The sequence below is a fragment of the Mycobacterium sp. NGS35 genome, assembly GCF_059812855.1.
The window spans coordinates 53,150-67,668 of record NZ_JCALDL010000002.1; the positions used below are offsets into that span (position 1 = coordinate 53,150).

Here is a 14,519-nt window from a genome sequence, read left to right on the forward strand (position 1 = left end):
GCTACTCACCGCCGAAGAAGTGACGATCGGCAACTCGCTGTCCTATTTCCGTTCACCTGCACAGTGCGATCGCTCGAGCGGTGGCCGGACCCACCCCGAGTCGACGGGCCGCTTGTAAGTCGTCGGGAGTGTCGATGTCGCAGCGCAATCCGGGCCATGCGCCGGTCAGCTCGATTGCACCCGAATCACGGTGCCGCCGAGCCGAATCCGCGCCGAAGGCCGGTTTCAGCGCGGTGCCGAAGGCAAACAGCGCCACCGTTCCGCTGCCGTGCCGGTCGGCGACGAAGCTTCGTCGATGTGCGCGTGCCGCGGCGATCGCCTGGCCGAGCTCCTGGGTTTGCAGCGCGGGCAAATCCCCTTGCAACACAACCTTGTTCGGCGGCGGAGTCGATGAGTCCGCGATCACCGATTCGGCGGCGAGGATCGCGTTGTTGAGCGGGTCGGGGTGGCCGGGCGGTGTGGGATCGGCCAGAGTGTGTGCGCCGAGCTGCCGCGCCGCCTCCGCGACCACGTCATCCGGCGTCACCACCGTCAAGGTCGCCAGCGAAGGCTCCTTCGCCGCCGCGGTGATGGTATCGAGCAGCATTGCCAGCACCACCCGCTCGCGGGTCTGCGCCGAGAAGACCGGTGCCAGCCGGGTCTTGGCCACCGCGAGCCGCTTGACGGCGATGATCAGACCGACGTCACCGCCCATAGTGGTCATCCTGCCAGCCGGGGATGTGCGGTTAGGGTAAGGCGGTGGGGACGGAGCGACCGACTTGTGACGTCGCGGTGATGGGGGCGGGTGCTTGGGGCAGCGCGCTGGCGCAAGTGCTCGCCGATGCCGGCAATTCGGTGACGGTGTGGGCACGACGCCCCGACATCGCCGACGAGATCAACTCCGAACATCGCAACCGCCGCTACCTGGGCAACGCGAAGTTGCCGACGGATGTGCGGGCGACCGCCGATCCGGCCAAGGCGCTGACCGGTGCGACGACTGTGCTGCTGGCGGTGCCGGCACAGGTGTTGCGTGCCAACTTGTCGGAATGGACGGGTCTGATCGAAGCAGACGCGACACTTGTCAGCCTGGCCAAGGGCATCGAGATGGACACCTTGATGCGGATGAGTCAGGTTGTGGTGCAGGTGACGGGCGCAGACCCGTCGCGTGTCGCGGTGCTGTCGGGACCGAACCTGGCCAGCGAGATCGTCGAGCGCCAACCTGCGGCGACCGTGATCGCATGCAGCGATTCCGGCCGCGCGGTGGCAGTGCAGCGAATGCTGAGCGCCGGCTATTTCCGGCCGTACACCAACGCCGACGTGATAGGCGTCGAGATCGGTGGTGCGTGCAAGAACGTCATCGCGCTTGCGTGCGGTATGGCGGCCGGGGTGGGGTTGGGCGAGAACACGGCCGCGGCGATCATCACTCGCGGCCTGGCCGAGATCATGCGCTTGGGCATCGCGGTCGGCGCGAAGCCGGCGACTTTGGCGGGCCTGGCCGGTGTGGGTGATCTGGTGGCTACCTGTACGTCGCCGTACTCGCGCAACCGCACCTTCGGCGAGCGGCTGGGTCGCGGCGGCACCATGGAGTCGGCCATGGAGGCCGCCGCCGGGCACGTCGCCGAGGGCGTGACATCGTGCCAATCGGTGTTGGCGCTGGCGTCGAGCTATGACGTCGAAATGCCGTTGACCGACGCGGTGAATCAGGTGTGCCACTACGGTCTTTCTGTGCACGACGCGATGGCGCTGTTGCTCGGGCGGCGCACCCGGCCGGAGTGAGCGACGGTGTCGGCCTCGTACGGTGACTCCACTCGCTGTGTGAAAGCCGTTGAAGCACAGTCGGTTCCAGGCCAGCCGCTGGGACCGGCGCCGGTGCCGGCATCTGCGTATCACCTTTCACCAGACGAATCAGACGAGTTCGACACTTACGGTCGCGCGTCCAATCCCACGTGGCGGCAACTGGAGTCAGCGATCGCGCGGCTTGAAGGTGCGGCGCAGGCGTTGGTATTCGGCTCGGGCATGGCGGCGATCACCGCGGTGCTGCGCGTATTGGCACGGCCCGGCGAGGTGCTCGTGGTGCCCGCCGACGGCTACTATCAGGTGCGCCGATATGCGGCGGAATACCTTGCCGCACAAGGTGTCACGGTACGCCAAGCGGCGTCGGATCAGATGCACGACGCGGCCGTCGACGCCGACGTGGTGCTGGCCGAGTCGCCGGTCAATCCGCTTCTCGATGTCGTGGACCTGCACCGGTTGGCGACGATCTGCCGGGGCCGCGGTGCGACGCTGGTCGTCGACAACACCACCGCGACACCTTTGGGTCAGCAGCCGCTGGCGCTGGGCGCAGATGTGGTGGTGGCCAGCGCGACGAAGTCTCTGGCCGGACACAGCGACGTTGTCGCCGGATATGTGGCGGGCAGCCGGCCGGAGATTCTTGCGGCGGTGGCCGGAGAGCGTCTGCTGAGCGGGCCGATTCTCGGTGCGTTCGACGCCTGGCTGGTGTTGCGCAGTCTGGGCACCGCCGGTCTGCGGTTCGAACGCCAGTGCCGCAACGCCGAAGCGCTGGCCGCTGCGCTGCGATCTCACCCCGCAGTCCGCTCGGTGCGGTACCCCGGCCTTTCCGACGATCCCGCCTATCCGACTGCCTCCCGGCAGATGCGCCGCTTCGGCGGGGTCCTTGCGTTCGAACTGGCCGACGCCGCCGCGGTGCACCGGCTGGTGTCGCGCAGTGATCTGCTGGTTGCCGCGACGAGCTTCGGCGGCATCCACACATCGGTCGACCGACGCGCGCGCTGGGGCGACCCGGTGCCCGACGGATTCGTGCGGCTGTCGGCGGGCATCGAGGACACCGACGACCTGGTGGCCGACGTGGAAGGCGCGCTGTGAGCGGCTGCCGGCCATGCGACCGGTAGCCTCTCTAGCTTGTGACTGCCAGCAAGGGCCGCCGCGTGCGCGTCGCCGTGATCTACGGCGGACGCAGCAACGAGCATCAAATCTCGTGCGTGTCGGCCGGCAGCATCCTGCGCCACCTCGACCCGGGCAGGTTCGACATCGTGCCGGTCGGTATCAGCCGTGACGGCACGTGGCTGCTGACCGGCGCGGATCCCGACCGCCTGGTGATCAAGGACCGCCAGCTTCCCGAGGTCACGGCGTCGTCGGGAGTCAAGGTCGCGTTCGGCGAGGCGCTGACGTCCGTCGACGTCGTCTTTCCGGTCCTGCACGGCCCGTACGGGGAGGACGGCACCATCCAAGGGCTGCTCGAGCTGGCCGGTGTGCCCTACGTCGGGGCGGGCGTGTTCGCCAGCGCGGCCGGCATGGACAAGGAATTCACCAAGAAACTGTTGGCCGCCGACGGATTGCCCATCGGCGACTACGCGGTGCTGCGGGCACGGCACAGCTCGTTGACCGAGCAGGAAAAGGAGCGGCTGGGTCTGCCTGTGTTCGTCAAACCGGCCCGCGCCGGCTCTTCGCTCGGCGTGAGCCGGGTGACGAGCTGGGACCAACTGCCCGCAGCCATTGCCGAGGCCCGTCGGCACGACCCAAAAGTGTTGGTGGAGAAGGCAATTGTGGGTCGCGAGTTGGAATGCGGCGTGCTCGAGTGGCCGGACGGCACGGTCGGTGCCAGCGCGGTGGGGGAGATCCGCGTTCAGGGGGTACGCGACCGCGAGGACGGCTTCTACGATTTCGTCACCAAATACCTCGACGACGTCGCAGAACTCGACGTCCCCGCGAAGATCGACGACCACGTCGCCGATCAGGTTCGGGTGCTCGCCCGTCGGGCATTCGACGCAATCGACTGCCAGGGTCTGGCTCGTGTCGACTTCTTCCTGACCGAGACGGGGCCGCTGGTCAACGAGCTCAACACGATGCCGGGTTTCACGACGATCTCGATGTATCCGCTGATGTGGGCGGCCGCCGGGGTCGACTATCCGACGCTGTTGTCCGCGATGGTCGACACCGCGCTGGCCCGCGGTGTCGGCTTGCGTTGACTGTCGCTGCGCCCCGTCTACCGCGGTGGCCCTGGACGGATCGGCACGGCGGGCAGTTTGGCGGCGATCACGTCGGACATCTCTTGGATCGGTGTGGCGCCGGTGCCCTGTGGGACGGTGAGGGCGACATAGACGGGGCGATCGACCACGAACCACGTGCTTCGGCCGGTGCCCGGTTCGGCCACCCGGAACCATTGCACGGTGTTGACGGCGTTGATGGTCGCACCGACGACGAAGTCTGCGGGCTGGCCGACCCCGCAGCGCAACAGGATCGGCTCGGCGTCGGATTCCGAACGCCACGCCGCGGTGGCCGGTGGCACGGGGTTGGCCGGGGTGGTCCGCTGGTAGTCGCCGAGTCGCTGCGGTAGCGCGTTCATCAATGTCGCGCATTCGGGACTGTTCGCCTGGGGAACCGGGACGGCGGGAATCACCAGCGGTCGCGGCTGCGCTGTGCGCGCCTGCCAGACCGCGATCACCAGCACCGCGACCGCGGCTGCCACGGCCACACCGACCGCTGCCAGCAGCCATGCCCGCGGCGGCCCGTCCCTCAGGTGGGCCAACCTAGCGTGAACGCTTCGACCACCCGCGACTCTCCTCTTCGTCGGCCGCATCTGCGCAATACACTGGCCGGTGCCCCGGGCCCGGCAGAGGTCAAAGCTACCGCAGGCAAGGCCGGCGTTCAGCGGATGGAGAGTGCGACGTGAGCAACGATCCGACGCTGGCCGACCTGGGGGAGTTCGCGGTGATCGACCGCCTGCTCGTCGGTCGCGGACAGCTTCCACACACGCTGCTGGGGCCCGGCGACGACGCGGCAGTGCTGGCCGCCCCAGACGGCCGGGTGGTGGTCTCCACCGACATGCTCGTCGAGTCGAGGCACTTTCGTCGCGACTGGTCGAGTCCGCGTGACATCGGCCGAAAAGCGATCGCCCAGAACGCTTCTGACATCGAGGCCATGGGTGCCGCCGTGACCGGGTTCGTGGTGGCGTTCGGCGCGCCGGCCCACACGTCGGCAGCTGCGGTCGCTGAGCTCGCCGACGGCATGAGGGAGGAAGCCCGCCGCGTCGGAGCCGGCATTGTGGGCGGCGATCTCGTGAGCGCCCCGCAGTGGGTGGTGTCCGTGACCGTGCTCGGCGATCTTCGCGGCCGCCCGCCGGTGACCCGCAGTGGCGCGGCGGCCGGTTCGGTGGTCGGGGTGTGCGGCGAGCTGGGCCGTTCGGCCGCCGGATTTGCGTTGTGCGAGTTGAACTTTCCCGGCTTTCACGAGTTGCGGCGCCGGCATCTGGTGCCCCAGCCACCCTACGGTCAAGGCCTGGTTGCGGCAAAAGCCGGCGCCTCGGCGATGACCGACGTATCAGACGGGCTCGTCGCCGATCTGCGTCACGTCGCCCATGCGTCCGGAGTCGGCATCGAGTTGTCGACGACTGCGCTGGCATCCGACCACGACGCGCTACTGGAGGCCGCGCAGGTGGTCGGCGCCGATGTGTGGTCGTGGGTGCTCGGCGGCGGGGAGGACCACGCATTGGTCGCGGTGTTCGACGGCCGTGTCCCTGACGGATGGCGGGTGATCGGCACCGTGGTCGACGGGCCGCCCCGGGTTCTGGTCGACGGTGCCGATTGGCGCGGACACGCGGGCTGGCAATCGTTCCAATAGCCATCGGGGGCCATCGGGCCGTCTACCGTGACGCCGTGACCGTGTTCGCCATTGCTGCGCTGAAGATCACCGACCGCACCGCCTACGACCGGTATCAAGCAAGGTTCATGGAGGTCTTCCGCCGTCATCCTGGAACCCTGCTGGCTGCCGACGAGTCGCCGCGTCTGGTCGAGGGCACCGCGGACTGCGACAAGGTGGTGCTGATGTCGTTCCCCGACGAGACGGACTTCCGGGCATGGGCCGAATCGCCGGAATACGTCGAGATCTCGCAGGACCGCCACGCTGGCGCCGACACGGTGGTCCTTCTGGTGAAAGGGCTGGCGTAACTTTGACGGCCGTGACGGCGCGCCCGCTGAAGGAACTCGTCGACGAGGGCTGGGCGCAGGCGCTCGAGCCGGTGGCGGATCAAGTGGCGGCGATGGGCGAGTTCCTGCGCGCCGAGCTGGCGGCCGGTCGACGTTACCTGCCCGCTGGGCGAAATGTGTTGCGGGCCTTTACTTTTCCCTTCGAAAAGGTCCGTGTACTGATCGTCGGGCAGGATCCGTATCCGACGCCTGGGCATGCTGTCGGCTTGAGCTTCTCCGTGGCTGCGGAGGTCCGACCGCTACCGCGCAGTCTGGAGAACATCTTCGCCGAGTACAGCGCCGATCTGGGCTATCCGGCGCCGTCGAACGGCGATTTGACGCCGTGGGCCCAGCGCGGAGTGTTGCTGCTGAACAGGGTGCTGACGGTGCGGCCGGGAAACCCGGCATCGCATCGCGGCAAGGGTTGGGAAGTGGTCACCGAATGCGCGATCCGGGCGCTGGCGGCGCGCCCGCAGCCGCTGGTGGCGATCTTGTGGGGTCGAGACGCGGCGACACTGAAGCCGATGCTGGCCGAAGGTGGATCCCGGGTGGCGACCATCGACTCGGCCCATCCGTCGCCGCTGTCGGCGCATCGAGGATTTCTGGGCTCGCGACCGTTCAGCCGAGCGAACGCCCTGTTGGCCGAACTAGGCGGCGAACCCGTGGACTGGCGACTGCCGTGAGCGTCAGGCGCAGACGACTGTTGTAAGCGTCAGCCGCGGACGACCTTGCCCGCCTTCAGACAAGACGTGCACACGTTCAGCCGCTGCTTGTTGCCGCCGGGGCGGGCAACGGCGCGCACGGTCTGGATGTTGGGATTCCAGCGACGGCTGGTCCGGCGGTGCGAGTGCGACACCGACTTGCCGAAGCCCGGACGCTTCCCGCAAATATCGCAGACGGCAGCCATAGCAGAAACTCCATTCGGATCGTTACGTCTGTGTCGTCGCGCTGGCCAGCAACTGCAGAGCAGGTGACGTCGACAACCGCACCAGGATACCGGCCACCCCGATGATCACCAAAAACGCGGCAGGCGCAACCGTCGCGGGCCTGTCGGCCCGACTGGCTAGGCTCGCAACGAGTGCGCCGCGCGAGGAGGTGTGATGTCGGGTCGGCGGTTGGATGCATCCGGCCTGCTCGACTGGGCACACGCGGCGGTCGGCGGTCTGGTGGTGCACGCCGAGGAGATCAACCGGCTCAACGTCTTCCCGGTCGCGGATGCCGACACCGGGACGAACATGCTGTTCACCATGCGTGCCGCGCTGGCCGAAGCCGAGCGGCACGCGAAGAGGTCCGGCGACGTGAGCCAGGTTGCGGCGGCCTTGGCCCGCGGCGCACTGCATGGCGCCCGCGGCAACTCGGGGGTCATCCTGTCCCAGATCCTGCGGGCACTGGCCGACGTCACGGCGTCTGCGGCGGCCGACACGGAAAATCAGCTCGCGGACGTCAGCCCGGCGCTCTTCGGCGCGGTCCTGCGCCACGCCGTCGCGCTGGTCGTCGGATCGATGGGCGAGGAGGTGCAGGGCACCATCGTTTCGGTGCTGCAGGCGGCTGCTGTCCGGGCCGAACACTGCGCCGCCGACGGCGACGACCTGCCCGGCACCGTGCTCGCCGCGGCGGATGCGGCCGTCGTCGCGCTCGAGAAGACCCCTGAACAGCTCGGCGTGCTCGCCGAGTGCGGAGTCGTGGACGCCGGCGGGCGCGGGCTGCTGGTGCTGCTCGATGCGTTGGCCGCGGTGCTCACCGGGCACACGCCGTCTCGCGGCGAGTACGTTCCGTCGCCGCCGGCAGAGCGCGCCACCGTGGAACCGAATGCCGACGCGCGCCCGCCTCACTACGAGGTGATGTATCACATCGACGCCAGCGCCGAGCGAATCGACGGGCTGCGCAAACGGCTGGAACAGCTGGGTGATTCGGTGGCCATCGCGGGCGACGGGGGCGACCGCTACTCGGTGCACGTCCACGCCGACGACGCTGGGGCGGCGGTCGAGGCCGGGCTTGCGGTCGGCATGCCGCGTGAGATCCAGATCTCCACGCTGCGCGGGGGCGCCGCGCCCAGCCGGTGGGTGCGGCGTCGGGCGGTGCTCGCGGTCGTCGACGGTGACGGTGCCGCGCAGCTGTTCGCCGACGAAGGCGCCCACGTGCTTCGGTGCGCCGACGACAAGAAGGACCCGTCGGCGTCGATCAGCGCCACCGAGCTGCTGCGCGCGGTCGTCGACACCGGCGCCGGCCAGATCATGGTGCTGCCCAACGGTTTCGTCGCCGCCGAGGAACTTGTCGCCGGCTGCACCGCGGCCACCGGCTGGGGTCTCGACGTGGTCCCGTTGCCCACGGCGTCGATGGTGCAGGGACTGGCCGCGCTCGCCGTGCACGAACCGGGCCGCGCCGCCGTCGACGACGGGTATGCGATGGCGCAGGCCGCTGCGGCCACTCGCTACGCATCGGTGCGCGTCGCCACCGAAGAGGCGCTCACGTTCGCCGGGCCGTGCGAACCCGGTGACGGGCTCGGCATCGCCGGCGACGAGGTGCTGGTGGTGCGCCACGACATCGCGTCGACGGCCCGCCGGCTGCTCGACCTTCTGCTTGGCACGGGCGGTGAGCTGGTGACGGTGCTGATCGGGGCGGATGTCGACGACTGCGTGGGCGCCGACCTCCAAGCGCACGTGCATCGTCATCACCCCGGCACGGAGTTGGTGACCTATCACACCGGTCACCGCGGGGATGCGCTGCTGATCGGGGTCGAGTAGCGATGGCCACGCTCGACGACCGGCTCGACTACGTCCTCGGCCGCAACACCGCCAGAAAGCTCGAAGAACACTTCGGAATGCGAACGGTCAACGACTTGCTCCGGCACTACCCCCGCAAGTACAGCGAGGGAATGTCGGTGCGCGGCGAGGACGACGAATTCGACCTGGAAGAAGGCGAACACGTCACGTTCGTCGACGAGATCACCGAAACGAAGTCGGACTGGATGAAACCGAAGCCGGGCAAGCGCAGGCGCAAGTGGTTGCAAGTGACGCTGGGGACACATCGGCCGAGGGTCACCGCCACGTTCTTCAACGCGGACTGGATGCTCGACAAGCTGGTCAAAGGCACCCGGGTCATGCTGTCCGGTGAGGTCGAACACTACCGGGGCACAATGAAATTGAGCCATCCGGCGTTCTTGGTGCTCAGCTCGCCTACGGGAAAGACCGCCGGAACCAAGTCACTGAAAACCATCGCCGATGCGGCGAGGGCCACCGGTGAGGAGCAGCTGCTCGCGGCGTTCGAGCGGGAATTCTTCCCCATCTACCCGGCCAACGCCAAAGTGCAGAGCTGGGATATCTACGCCTGCGTGCGCCAAGTGCTCGACGTGCTGGACCCGATCGAGGAACCGTTGCCCGAAGACGTTGTGCGCCAACGCCTTCTGATGTCAGAAGACCAGGCGTTGCGGGCCATCCACCTGGCCACCAACTCGGTGGAACGGGACCGTGCCGCCGAGCGGCTCACCTTCGACGAGGCGGTCGGGCTGCAGTGGGCTCTGGTGGCCCGGCGACACGGCGAACGCAGCGACAGCGGGCCACCGGCACCACGAAGGGACGACGGACTGGTCGCGGCGATGCTGGGGCAGTTGCCGTTCGAATTGACTCAGGGCCAGCGCGACGTGCTCGACGTGCTGTCCGCCGAATTGGCCGGCAGCCGACCGATGAACAGGATGCTGCAAGGGGAAGTCGGCTCCGGCAAGACCGTCGTCTCGGTGCTGGCCATGCTGCAGATGGTCGACGCCGGATATCAATGCGCGATGCTGGCACCCACGGAAGTGCTTGCGGCTCAGCACGCCCGCTCGATCCGCGACATCCTCGGCCCGTTGGCGATGGCGGGTCAACTCGGCGGCGCGGACGACGGCACCCGGGTGGCGCTGCTGACCGGATCCATGTCGCCGCAGCAGAAGCGGCAGGTGCGTGAGGAGGTCGCGTCCGGTCAGGCCGGCATCGTGATCGGAACCCACGCGCTGCTGCAGGACGCTGTCGAGTTCAAAAGCCTCGGCATGGTCGTCGTCGACGAGCAACACCGGTTCGGGGTCGAGCAACGGGATCGCCTGCGCGCCAAGGCTCCCGAGGGCCTGACCCCGCATCTGTTGGTGATGACCGCCACGCCCATTCCGCGCACGGTCGCGCTGACCGTCTACGGCGACCTCGAGATGTCGACACTGCGCGAGTTGCCGCGCGGACGCCAACCCATCACCACCACCACGATCTTCGTCAACGACAAGCCGAAGTGGCTCGACCGCGCGTGGCAGCGCATCACCGAAGAAGTCAGGGCCGGGCGGCAGGCCTACGTGGTGGCGTCGCGCATCGACGAGAGCGACAACCCCAGCACCGGGGGACCGCCGGCGACCACGGTCCTCGAGCTGTACACGTCTTTGCGGCGCGGGGCTCTGTCGGGTCTGCGGCTGGGCCTGATGCACGGCCGGCTGTCGGCTGACGAGAAGGACGCCGTGATGGCCGGTTTCCGCAACGGACAGATCGACGTACTGGTGTGCACCACGGTGATCGAGGTGGGCGTCGACGTCCCCAACGCGACGGTGATGTTGGTGATGGACGCCGACCGGTTCGGGATCAGCCAACTGCATCAACTGCGCGGCCGCATCGGCCGCGGCCGGCATCCGAGCCTGTGTCTGCTCGCCACCCGGCTCCCGGAGGGATCCTCGGCCGGGCGCCGACTAAAGGCCGTCGCCGGCACGCTGGACGGCTTCGAGCTCGCCGACCTCGACCTGGAGGAGCGCCGCGAAGGAGATGTGCTGGGCCACAGCCAATCCGGGCGTCCCATCACGCTGAGGTTTCTGTCGCTGTCGAAACACCGGGAGATCATCGAAGCCGCCCGGGCAATGTGTGAGTCGCTTTACCCAGAGCACCCGCACCATCGTGGAATGGCAATGCTCGCAGCGCAATTCATCGAATCCGACCGCGTCGAATTCCTGGACAAGGCATGAGCCGACGCACCTGGGCGCTGTTGGCCGCCGCCGTGATGGTCGCCCTTTTCGTCGCCTTCCAGGCCGGCACCACCGCATGGCGGCATCGCTCCGAGGCGTTCACCGCCCAGGCGGACGTGCCCACCGTCGCCCCCGGCACCGACGTGCTCGCCGGCATCGCGATCATCCCAATTCGGGTGCGCAGCAACGACTATCGCCGTGCGGCGTTCGGCGAGAATTGGACCGACGACAACGACGCGCCGCTGGGTCACAACGGCTGCGACACCCGCAACGACATCCTGGACCGCGACCTCGTCGACAAGACCTACGTTTCGATCAAGCGCTGCCCGCACGCGGTGGCCACCGGCATGCTTCACGACCCGTACACCAATGCCACAGTTGCGTTCGTGCGCGGCGAGCAGACCGGCGCGGCGGTGCAGATCGACCACATCGTGCCCTTGGCGCTGGCATGGGATCTGGGTGCTCGGGCATGGTCCGACGACATGCGGGTGCGGTTCGCCAACGACCCCGCGAACCTGATCGCGGTCGCCGGGCAGGCGAACCAGGACAAGGGGGACCAGGCACCGTCCACCTGGATGCCGCCCAACAAGGCGTTCTGGTGCCAGTATTCGGTGCAGTTCGTGAACGTGCTGCGCGGCTACGGGCTGCCGATCGACGAGTCGTCGGCCGGCGTTTTGCGAGAGGGCGCGAGCACCTGCCCGACGGGTTGACCTGGTTGCTCAGGTGCCGGTGTAGGTGGCGGGGTCGGGGCGGAACCGGGTGCCGTCGTGGAGCGCGTTGATGGAGTCCATCTGCTCGTCGGTCAGCTCGAAGTCGAAGACGTCGATGTTCTCTTTGATCCGCTCCGGGTTGCCCGACCGCGGGATCACCACGTTGCCGAGCTGAATGCTCCAGCGGATCGCCACTTGCGCGGGCGTCTTCCCGTGCGCCTGCGCGATCGACACCAGCGTCGGGTTGTCCAGCAGCTTGCCCACCCCCAGCGGGCTGTAAGCCTCGGTGACGATGCCGCGATCGGCGTGCAGCGCGCGCAGCTCCGCCTGGTTGAGCAGCGGGTGCAGCTCGATCTGGTTGACCGCCGGGTGGGTGTAGGTGATGTCGGCGATCGAGGTCAGCTGCTCCTCGAGGAAGTTGCAGACGCCGATCGAGCGCACCTTGCCTTCCTGCTGCAGAATCTGCATAGCGCCGTAGGTGTCCAGGTACGTGCCCAATTGCGCTGCGGGCCAATGGATCAGGTAGAGGTCGATGTAGTCCAGGCCCAGTCGCTCGAGACTTGCGGCGCAGGCCTCTTTGGTGCTGCCGTAGCCCTGGTCCTGCGTGGCGACCTTGGTGGTGACGATCACCTCTTCGCGCGGGATGCCGGACGCCGCGATCGCGCGGCCGACGGCGGCCTCGTTGCCGTACGCCGACGCGGTGTCGATCAGCCGGTAGCCGGCCTCCAAGGCCGCGTTGACCGCCCGCTCGGTGTCGTCTTCCGACAGCTCTGCCACGCCGAGGCCGACAACCGGAATGACGTTGTCGTCGTTGAGGGTGATGGTCGGCGTCATCTCACCTGCCCGTGGAGTTGAAGGTGCGTGGATCGGGACCTAGCCGGGTGCCGTTGTCGAGCGAGGAGATCGAGGTGACGTCTTCCTCACTCAATTCGAAGTCGAACACGTCGAAGTTGCTCGCAATCCGCTCAGGGTTCACCGACTTGGGGATCACGATGTTACCGATCTGCAAATGCCAGCGGATGATCGCCTGCGCGGGAGTCTTGCCGTACCGCTCGGCGATCTCGGTGACGGTGGGATGCTCGAGCAGCCGGCCCCGGCCGAGCGGGCTCCACGCCTCCGTCGCGATTCCCAGCTGCGCGTGCACTTCACGCAGCTCCACCTGCGTCAACAGCGGATGCAGCTCGATCTGGTTGACGACCGGCACGATGCCGGTGGCGTCGATCAACGTGCTCAGATGTTCCGGCGCGAAATTGGAGACGCCGATCGAGCGGATCCGGCCGAGGTCGCGCAGCGCGGCGAACGCCCGCCAGGTGTCGACGAACCGGCCGATCGCCGGCACCGGCCAGTGGATCAGGTACAGGTCCAGATAGCCGCCCTCCAAGCCGAGCAGCTTCATGCTCTTCTCGAAGGCTTTCATCGTCCGGTCGTATCCCTGGTCGGAATTCCACAGCTTCGTGACGACGAAGATCTCCTCGCGCGGGATGCCGGACTTGGCGACCGCGCGGCCGACTTCGCGCTCGTTGCCGTACATCGACGCCGTGTCGATGTGCCGGTAGCCGGCCTCGAGCGCAGCACGGACCGCCTTTTCCGTCTCCTTCGGTGGTGTCTTGAACACGCCGAGACCCACGCTGGGAATGGCGTTGCCGTCATTGAGCGTGATCAGCGGAGCAGTCATTCCGACCAGTCTGCCAGCGCAACCTCGAAGCGATTACCGTCCATGGATGTGACCGACACCCCAACGCGTTCCACATCGCACGGTTCGCCATCGGCAAGAAACCACCACCGCCTCACCCAGGCCCGCGTCGCGGCGGCGCTGCTCGCCAACAAGGTCGGCGCAGGTGTGCTGCCCGCGATTCCCGACGCCGCGAAACGGTTGATGGCGCGGGCCGTCACGATCGACGGCAACACCCTCGACCCGACCCTGCAGTTGGCCCTGGTGTCGCTGAAGCTCTCCGGGGAAGAAGGCCTGACCGCGCGCGACGACGTGGCTTACTCCCGCGAGCGGGTGCGCCGCACCACCCACGCCATCGACCGCAACCCGGTTCCGCTCGCCTCGGTCACTGAGCTGTCTGTTCCCGGACCCGCCGGCCCGATCCCGGCCCGGCACTACCGCCCTGACAGCGGCGGCGCCAATCCGCTGCTGCTCTATTTCCACGGCGGCGGCTGGGTGCTCGGCGATCTGGACACCCACGACAACGTGTGCCGCTTGATCTGCCGGGACGCCGGCATCGACGTGCTGTCGGTGGCGTACCGCCTCGCACCCGAGCATCCGGCGCCCGCCGGACTCGAGGACGCCTATGCCGCCTACCGGTGGGCGGTGCAGCACGGCCACGAGCTCGGCACCCGGCGCGGAGTCGTGGCCGTCGGCGGCGACAGTGCCGGCGGCAACCTCGCGGCCGTGATCGCGCGGTGGGGGCGTAACGACGGCGTGCCGCCGGCGCTGCAGCTGCTGCTGTATCCGGTGACCGATTTGCGGGGCGGCACCCGCTCGCGGGCGTTGTTCGCCAACGGGTTCTTTCTGACGGCACACGACATGAAGTGGTGTGGGCAGCAGTACCTCGACGGATCGGGACTGGACGTCACCGACCCGCGGGTGTCGCCGCTGCTTGCCGACGACCTCGCCGGCCTGCCGCCGGCGATCGTGATCACCGCGGGCTTCGACCCGCTGCGCGACGAAGGCGAGGCCTACGCCGAGCGCCTGCGAGAAGCCGGGGTGACGGTCGACTGCCGGCGGATGTCCTCGCTGATCCACGCGTTCTGCAACTTCTGGCCGCTGGGCGGCGGGAGTCAGCTGGCGATGGCCGAGATCACCTCGGCGTTGCGAGCGCACCTGACCCACGTTTGAGCAGGACGCGCTGAGGGCCGCCGGTAGTCTGAGCG

At 68.1% G+C, this 14,519-nt stretch carries 15 protein-coding genes; 10 read left to right on the forward strand and 5 right to left on the reverse strand.

Annotated elements, in window-relative coordinates; all coding sequences use genetic code 11:
- Window positions 1-52: 52 nt before the first annotated feature.
- Window positions 53-694 (reverse strand): 2-phospho-L-lactate guanylyltransferase, encoded by a 642-nt coding sequence (cofC, locus tag AC5Y4C_RS05180; protein WP_499908016.1) that lies wholly within the window; start codon window positions 692-694, stop codon window positions 53-55.
- Window positions 695-774: 80 nt separating this feature from the next.
- Here cofC and AC5Y4C_RS05185 point away from each other — a divergent pair, with 80 nt between their 5' ends.
- Genes AC5Y4C_RS05185 through AC5Y4C_RS05195 form a run of 3 tightly spaced genes read left to right on the forward strand, consistent with a single transcriptional unit; the run spans window position 775 to window position 3,965 of the window.
- On the forward strand, window positions 775-1,755 hold the full coding sequence (locus AC5Y4C_RS05185) for an NAD(P)H-dependent glycerol-3-phosphate dehydrogenase (protein ID WP_499963251.1): 981 nt from the start codon (window positions 775-777) through the stop codon (window positions 1,753-1,755).
- A gap of 6 nt (window positions 1,756-1,761) precedes the next feature.
- Window positions 1,762-2,862, forward strand: a complete 1,101-nt coding sequence (locus AC5Y4C_RS05190; RefSeq protein WP_499948229.1) for a cystathionine gamma-lyase — start codon at window positions 1,762-1,764, stop codon at window positions 2,860-2,862.
- Window positions 2,863-2,900: 38 nt separating this feature from the next.
- Complete coding sequence (locus AC5Y4C_RS05195; RefSeq protein ID WP_499963182.1) at window positions 2,901-3,965, forward strand: D-alanine--D-alanine ligase family protein; 1,065 nt, start codon at window positions 2,901-2,903, stop codon at window positions 3,963-3,965.
- Window positions 3,966-3,982: 17 nt separating this feature from the next.
- Here AC5Y4C_RS05195 and AC5Y4C_RS05200 read toward each other — a convergent pair whose 3' ends face one another.
- Window positions 3,983-4,525 carry a DUF3515 domain-containing protein gene (locus AC5Y4C_RS05200; protein WP_499963181.1) on the reverse strand — a complete coding sequence of 181 codons (543 nt, stop codon included), beginning with the start codon at window positions 4,523-4,525 and terminating at the stop codon, window positions 3,983-3,985.
- Between the two features lie 140 nt (window positions 4,526-4,665).
- Here AC5Y4C_RS05200 and AC5Y4C_RS05205 point away from each other — a divergent pair, with 140 nt between their 5' ends.
- From AC5Y4C_RS05205 to AC5Y4C_RS05215, 3 genes are read left to right on the forward strand one after another with little or no spacing between them, the layout of a single operon-like run.
- On the forward strand, window positions 4,666-5,616 hold the full coding sequence (locus AC5Y4C_RS05205) for a thiamine-phosphate kinase (RefSeq protein ID WP_499963179.1): 951 nt from the start codon (window positions 4,666-4,668) through the stop codon (window positions 5,614-5,616).
- Between the two features lie 35 nt (window positions 5,617-5,651).
- The gene (locus tag AC5Y4C_RS05210; protein WP_499908021.1) at window positions 5,652-5,942 is read left to right on the forward strand and encodes a DUF1330 domain-containing protein; all 291 of its coding nucleotides are present in this window, start codon (window positions 5,652-5,654) and stop codon (window positions 5,940-5,942) included.
- A gap of 11 nt (window positions 5,943-5,953) precedes the next feature.
- Window positions 5,954-6,643 (forward strand): uracil-DNA glycosylase, encoded by a 690-nt coding sequence (locus AC5Y4C_RS05215; protein WP_499963177.1) that lies wholly within the window; start codon window positions 5,954-5,956, stop codon window positions 6,641-6,643.
- Between the two features lie 29 nt (window positions 6,644-6,672).
- Here AC5Y4C_RS05215 and rpmB read toward each other — a convergent pair whose 3' ends face one another.
- Window positions 6,673-6,867: a 50S ribosomal protein L28 gene (gene rpmB / locus AC5Y4C_RS05220; RefSeq protein WP_499963175.1), complete on the reverse strand. Its 195-nt coding sequence runs from the start codon at window positions 6,865-6,867 to the stop codon at window positions 6,673-6,675.
- 193 nt (window positions 6,868-7,060) lie between these two features.
- On the opposite strand from rpmB, the gene AC5Y4C_RS05225 reads away from it, so the two are divergent.
- From AC5Y4C_RS05225 to AC5Y4C_RS05235, 3 genes are read left to right on the forward strand one after another with little or no spacing between them, the layout of a single operon-like run.
- Window positions 7,061-8,704, forward strand: a complete 1,644-nt coding sequence (locus AC5Y4C_RS05225) for a DAK2 domain-containing protein (protein ID WP_499963174.1) — start codon at window positions 7,061-7,063, stop codon at window positions 8,702-8,704.
- 2 nt (window positions 8,705-8,706) lie between these two features.
- Window positions 8,707-10,929 carry an ATP-dependent DNA helicase RecG gene (gene recG / locus AC5Y4C_RS05230; RefSeq protein WP_499963173.1) on the forward strand — a complete coding sequence of 741 codons (2,223 nt, stop codon included), beginning with the start codon at window positions 8,707-8,709 and terminating at the stop codon, window positions 10,927-10,929.
- The gene (locus AC5Y4C_RS05235; protein ID WP_499948239.1) at window positions 10,926-11,639 is read left to right on the forward strand and encodes an HNH endonuclease family protein; all 714 of its coding nucleotides are present in this window, start codon (window positions 10,926-10,928) and stop codon (window positions 11,637-11,639) included. Before recG ends, AC5Y4C_RS05235 begins: the two co-directional genes overlap by 4 nt.
- Window positions 11,640-11,648: 9 nt before the next feature.
- Here AC5Y4C_RS05235 and AC5Y4C_RS05240 read toward each other — a convergent pair whose 3' ends face one another.
- Window positions 11,649-12,473 (reverse strand): aldo/keto reductase, encoded by an 825-nt coding sequence (locus tag AC5Y4C_RS05240; protein WP_499908027.1) that lies wholly within the window; start codon window positions 12,471-12,473, stop codon window positions 11,649-11,651.
- A gap of 1 nt (window position 12,474) precedes the next feature.
- Entirely contained in the window at window positions 12,475-13,314 is an 840-nt protein-coding gene (locus AC5Y4C_RS05245) for an aldo/keto reductase (protein ID WP_499908028.1), read from the reverse strand.
- A 42-nt stretch (window positions 13,315-13,356) separates the two neighbouring features.
- Between AC5Y4C_RS05245 and AC5Y4C_RS05250 the strand changes: the two genes are divergently transcribed.
- A complete protein-coding gene (locus tag AC5Y4C_RS05250; RefSeq protein WP_499963171.1) occupies window positions 13,357-14,484 on the forward strand; it encodes an alpha/beta hydrolase in 1,128 nt (375 codons plus the stop codon).
- The last annotated feature ends 35 nt before the right edge of the window (window positions 14,485-14,519 follow it).